This window comes from Acidocella sp. MX-AZ02 (assembly GCF_000306035.1).
Classification (GTDB): domain Bacteria; phylum Pseudomonadota; class Alphaproteobacteria; order Acetobacterales; family Acetobacteraceae; genus Acidocella; species Acidocella facilis.
This window is the reverse complement of record NZ_JH976207.1, coordinates 745,235-749,904: the sequence shown is the minus strand read 5'-3', so window position 1 is coordinate 749,904 and position 4,670 is coordinate 745,235. Positions and strand designations below refer to the sequence as shown.

Here is a 4,670-nt window from a genome sequence, read left to right as displayed (position 1 = left end):
TTTGTAAAAAAGCGGCACCAAAAAACTTTTGCAATTTTACAGGCGGGGTTTAAACGCTGCCCTTCGGCCAACGCCGGTGTAGCCACAGCCAGTCCCCCGGGCGCGCCCGCACCCACCCCTCCACGATCCGGTTCATCGTCCCGGTCAGCGCCAGCAGATCCGCCTTGCGATCCCCACTCTCCGGCAGCGCCAAAGGCGGCTCGATCACCACATGCAGCCGCGCCGGGCCCTGCCGTTCGACATGGATCGGGATCACCGGGCACTGGAATTTCAGCGCGAAACTGGCCAGCGCGTCCATCGTCATCGCCGGTTTACCGAAGAACGGCACGCTGAGCCCGGTATCCAGCTTCTGGTCCACCAGCAGCCCCAGCGCCCCGCCCTGGCGCAGATGCGCCAGCGCCGCGCGCCCGCCAGCCGCGCCCTTGGCGAACATTTTGACCGCGCTGCGATAGCCATCCCGGCGCAGGCCACGCAAAATCTCATCCACCGCCGCGTTCGAGGCGGCGCGGTACATGAAGCCGAACTCCACCCCGCTGCGCTCGGCGATCAGCGGCATGATCTCCCAATTGCCGATATGGGCGGTGAAGAACAGCAGCGGCTTGCCGGGGACGATGTGGGGGAGCACATGCTCCTCCCAGCCCGACAGCGTATAGCCCGGCGCGGTGCTGCCTTGGGACTGGCGGGTCATCGCCCGCAACCGCACCAGCTCGGCGATGCTCTGGCCGAGATTGCTCCAGACATCGCGCAATATCGCCTGGCGCTGCGCCGCGTTCAGTTCCGGCATCGCCAGGCGCAGATTGGCGTCCCCCACCTTGCGCGTCACCGGCAGCAGCGGGCCGATACTCCGCGTCACCGCGCCGCCCAACCGGGACGCCGTGGTCACCGGCAGCGCCTGCAGCAGCCCGATCAGCCCGCGCACCAGCAGCGCCTCGGCCCGGGCGGTGAAAGACAATGGCGGGCGGCTCATGCGCTCAGCAACAGCTCCAGCGCCATCTCATCCTCCCAGGCCAGATGCGCCTGCACGACCAGGCAGGCGGCGCGCAGATTGGCCGGCAGCTTGACGAAATCCTTGGCCGTGGTGACCAGTTTGGCGCCCTTATAAGCGGCCTCGGCCAGCAGCGCCGAGGCATCGCGCGCCTCATAGACGTGATGGTCCGGATAAGCGTGCTGCGCCACCAGCTCCGCCCCCAGCGAGAGCACGGAGCGGAAGAATTTCTCTGGCCGGCCGATGCCGGCGAAGGCGATCACCGGGCGGCGGCCCAGCGGCTCGGCGCAGTCCGGCACCAGATGCGCGCGCAGCACCGGCATCGAGGCCGGCAGGCGCGCCAGCGCCCCGGTCTCATCCTCACCGATCAGCACCGCGGCGTGGCAGCGCTGGGCGGCGACCTCCACCGGTTCGCGCAGCGGCCCGGCGGGCAGCAGCAGCCCGTTGCCAAAACCATAACCGCCATCGATCACGAGCAGCGAGAGATCCTTCTGCACGGCCGGGTTCTGCAACCCGTCATCCATGACGATGGCGGTGGCGCCCTCGGCCAGAGCCAGCCGGGCACCGGCGGCGCGGTCGCGGGATTTCACCGTGGGGGCAACATCGGCCAGCAGCAGCGCCTCATCGCCGACCTCGGCCGGGCTGTGCAGGCCGCGCTCCACCAGCAACGGCCCGCTCAGGCTGCCGCCATAGCCACGGGTCAGCGCGAAGGGATGGCCGGTCAGGCGGGAGAGAATATCCAGCGCCACCACCGTCTTGCCCGCGCCGCCGACACCGGCATTGCCGACACAGATGGTCCGCACACCGATCTCCAGACCCGGCTTGCGCAGCCGCCGCGCCGTCGCGAGACGGGTGACCAGCCCAAAAGGGCGCAGCAATTGCGCGGTGGGGCCGCGCCTGGTCCAGAATGTCGGGGCTTTCATGGCTCGGGCCCCAAGATGAGGCCAACGAGCCGTTCAGGCAATCGCTCCGCGCCTGCAAAAACCGCCTGCCCGCGCGCGCCGGCCGCATGCGCGGCCGCCGGGTCCGCCAGCCAGCCGCGCACGGCTTCGATAAGGCCTGGAACATCAAGCACATCCAACAGCGCCCCGGCGCCACGCAGGCGCGCCGCCGCCTCGATGAAATTCTCAAGATGCGGCCCGCAGATCACCGGCCGGGCCAGCAAAGCCGGTTCGACGATGTTATGGCCGCCGAACCCCGTCAAGGAATTGCCGACGAAGGCGAAGGGCGCCGCGCGGAAGAACAAACCCAGCTCGCCCAGCGTGTCGGCGACATAGACCCTGCCCGCCAGCGGCATCTCGCCCAGGGAGCGGCGCGGGGCGTTGCCGCACAAGGTCGCCACCTCGCCGCCGCGCTCAGGGTGGCGAGGGACGAGCAGCGTGATCAGATCGGGATAATCGGAGAGCAGCGCCTGATGCGCCGCATAAATCTGCGCCTCCTCGCCCGCATGGGTGCTGGCGGCGAGCCAGACCGGGCCGGAAAGTGCCGCTTGCAGCCGGGCCAGCGCCGCATCCTCCACTGGCAAGGGGGCGGCGAAGAATTTCAGATTGCCCCATTCGCGCACATTGGCCGCCCCCAGCCCGCGAAACTGCGCGGCATCGCCGGCGGATTGGGCGTGGATGGCGGCAAACCCACCGAGCAGCCGGCGCGCCGTTTTCGGCACGCGCGCCCAGTTGCGGGCCGAGCCGGGCGACATACGGCCATTGACCAGCACCCGCCTGATGCCCCGCGCATCGCAGCCGGTGAGCAGGTTGGGCCATATCTCGCTCTCCAGAAACACCGCCACATCCGGGCGCCAATGCTCCAGAAACCGCGCCGCCCAGCCCGGCACATCCAGCGGCACGAATTGATGCACCACGCCGGGCGCCAGGCGCTCTTGCGCCAGCCTGGCCGAGGTGACGGTGCCGGTGGTCAGCAGCACCGGGCCGCGCGCCACCAGCAGCCGCAGCAACGGCAAGGCGGACATCGTCTCGCCGACACTCGCCGCATGCACCCAGACCAGCCGCCCCGCCGGACGCGCCAGGCTGGCGATCCCCTGGCGCTCGGCCAGACGGGCGGGGATTTCCTTGCCCCTGCCCGCGCGCCTGGCCAGCATGCGGGTGAGATAGGGTGCCGCCAGCGCGGTGGCGGCCGCATAAAGGCGCAGGATCACGGCTTTGCCCGCGCCTGGGCATCATCCAGCGCCGCGGCGATGGCGGGCAGCGCCTCCCGCCACGCGTCGCGTGGCACCGCCAGCGGCGCGCCGCAGACCAGCACCAGCCGGCCGAAGGGCAGCGGGATGCGCATCCCGTCCCAGCTCTTGCGCAGCGTGATGAAGCGGGTGGTGGCCGCGCCGCAGGGCAGGATCAGCGCGCCGGTCATCCCCGCCAGGGCGGCGACGCCAGGGGCGGGCACCCGGGCAGGGCCGCGCGGACCGTCCGGGGTGATGACGATATGGCTGCCGGACTGGATCAGCCGCACCAGCTGATGCAGGCTGGCCGCGCCGCCCTTGGAGCTGGAGCCGGAGACCAGCCCCAGCCCCAGAGCGCGCATGATATTGCCGATGAGCTGGCCATCGCGATGGCGGCTGGCCAGCACCGCGGCCGGGCGCGTCAAGCCGGCACGCCGGACCTCGCGCCAGAGGGCCGGCATGGTCGGCAGGGTTTCATGCCAGAAGGCGGCGATCATCGGCGCCGTGCCGGTCAAGGCGCGCATATGCGCCTCGCCCTCGATCCTGCAGCCAAACTGCAGGCGCAGCGCCGCTTGGATATACAGGGCCAGAAGCCGGGCCAGACAAGCCCGCACGGGCTCGGATTTCAGGAAGCCGCTCACAGCCGCGCGGGTAGCATCAACCGGCCGGCATTGCCAACGTGGCGCGCCCGGGCTACCCGGCGGGGATGCTGAATTTACACTTTGCTCTGGCCCATGGGCTGCTCTGGCCGACCCTCTCCGGGCTTTCCACCCGAGGCTGGCTGCTGGTGCTGGCGGCTTTGTTCGTCGGCGGGCTGGTGAAGGGAGTGGTGAGCATCGGCGTGCCGCTGGTTGCGATTCCGCTGCTCACCGGGCTGCTCAGCGTCAAGCAGGTGGTGCTGCTGCTCTCGCTGCCGATCATCCTCGGCAATATCCCGCAGGCGCTGGAGGGCGGCAAAACCGGGGCGGCGCTGAAATCGATCGCCCTGCTGGTCATCGGCGCGGTGCTCGGCATCGCGCTCGGGGTGAAAATCCTGTTCGCGATTCCGGCGCATTTCGCCGTCGGGCTGGCCGGGACCATCCTGATCATCGCGGCGCTGGCCTTGCTGTTCGCGCCGAAATTCAGCCTGCCGAAAAAATCCGCCGGGCTGACCGGGCTGCTGGCCGGGTTTGTCAGCGGGCTGATGGAGGGGGTTTCGGCGATTCCGGGGCCGCTGCTGGCGACCTATCTGATCGCCACCGGCGCCACCGGTAAACGCTTCACCAAGGAAATCGCCCTGGTGCTGGTGATTTCCATCGCGGTGCTGATCGCGGTGTTCGGCCAGTCCGGCCATGCCAGCCGGGGCGATCTGGTGATCTCTGCCCTTGCCGCGCTGCCGGTGATCGCCGGCATTCTCGCCGGGCGGCCGCTGCGCGATGCGCTGCCGCCGAAATTGTTCCGCGCCGTGGTGCTGCTGTTCATCATGGCGGCGGCGGTGCAGATGCTGGTGCGGGCCGGGTTCCTGCACGGGCTTTA

The 4,670-nt window shown here is 69.7% G+C and carries 5 protein-coding genes; 1 reads left to right on the top strand and 4 read right to left on the bottom strand.

Annotated features, from left to right (window positions below; translation table 11 throughout):
- Nucleotides 1–49: 49 nt before the first annotated feature.
- Genes MXAZACID_RS03700 through MXAZACID_RS03685 form a run of 4 tightly spaced genes read right to left on the bottom strand, consistent with a single transcriptional unit; the run spans nucleotide 50 to nucleotide 3,796 of the window.
- Nucleotides 50–967: a lysophospholipid acyltransferase family protein gene (locus tag MXAZACID_RS03700; RefSeq protein WP_039884700.1), complete on the bottom strand. Its 918-nt coding sequence runs from the start codon at nucleotides 965–967 to the stop codon at nucleotides 50–52.
- Nucleotides 964–1,908: a tetraacyldisaccharide 4'-kinase gene (lpxK, locus tag MXAZACID_RS03695; RefSeq protein ID WP_008492739.1), complete on the bottom strand. Its 945-nt coding sequence runs from the start codon at nucleotides 1,906–1,908 to the stop codon at nucleotides 964–966. Before lpxK ends, MXAZACID_RS03700 begins: the two co-directional genes overlap by 4 nt.
- A complete protein-coding gene (locus MXAZACID_RS03690) occupies nucleotides 1,905–3,137 on the bottom strand; it encodes a 3-deoxy-D-manno-octulosonic acid transferase (protein WP_008492738.1) in 1,233 nt (410 codons plus the stop codon). The genes lpxK and MXAZACID_RS03690 overlap by 4 nt, the downstream gene beginning before the upstream one ends.
- The gene (locus MXAZACID_RS03685; protein ID WP_008492737.1) at nucleotides 3,134–3,796 is read right to left on the bottom strand and encodes a lysophospholipid acyltransferase family protein; all 663 of its coding nucleotides are present in this window, start codon (nucleotides 3,794–3,796) and stop codon (nucleotides 3,134–3,136) included. Before MXAZACID_RS03685 ends, MXAZACID_RS03690 begins: the two co-directional genes overlap by 4 nt.
- A gap of 65 nt (nucleotides 3,797–3,861) precedes the next feature.
- Here MXAZACID_RS03685 and MXAZACID_RS03680 point away from each other — a divergent pair.
- On the top strand, nucleotides 3,862–4,670 hold an 809-nt coding region (locus MXAZACID_RS03680), incomplete at its 3' end, for a sulfite exporter TauE/SafE family protein (RefSeq protein WP_008492735.1).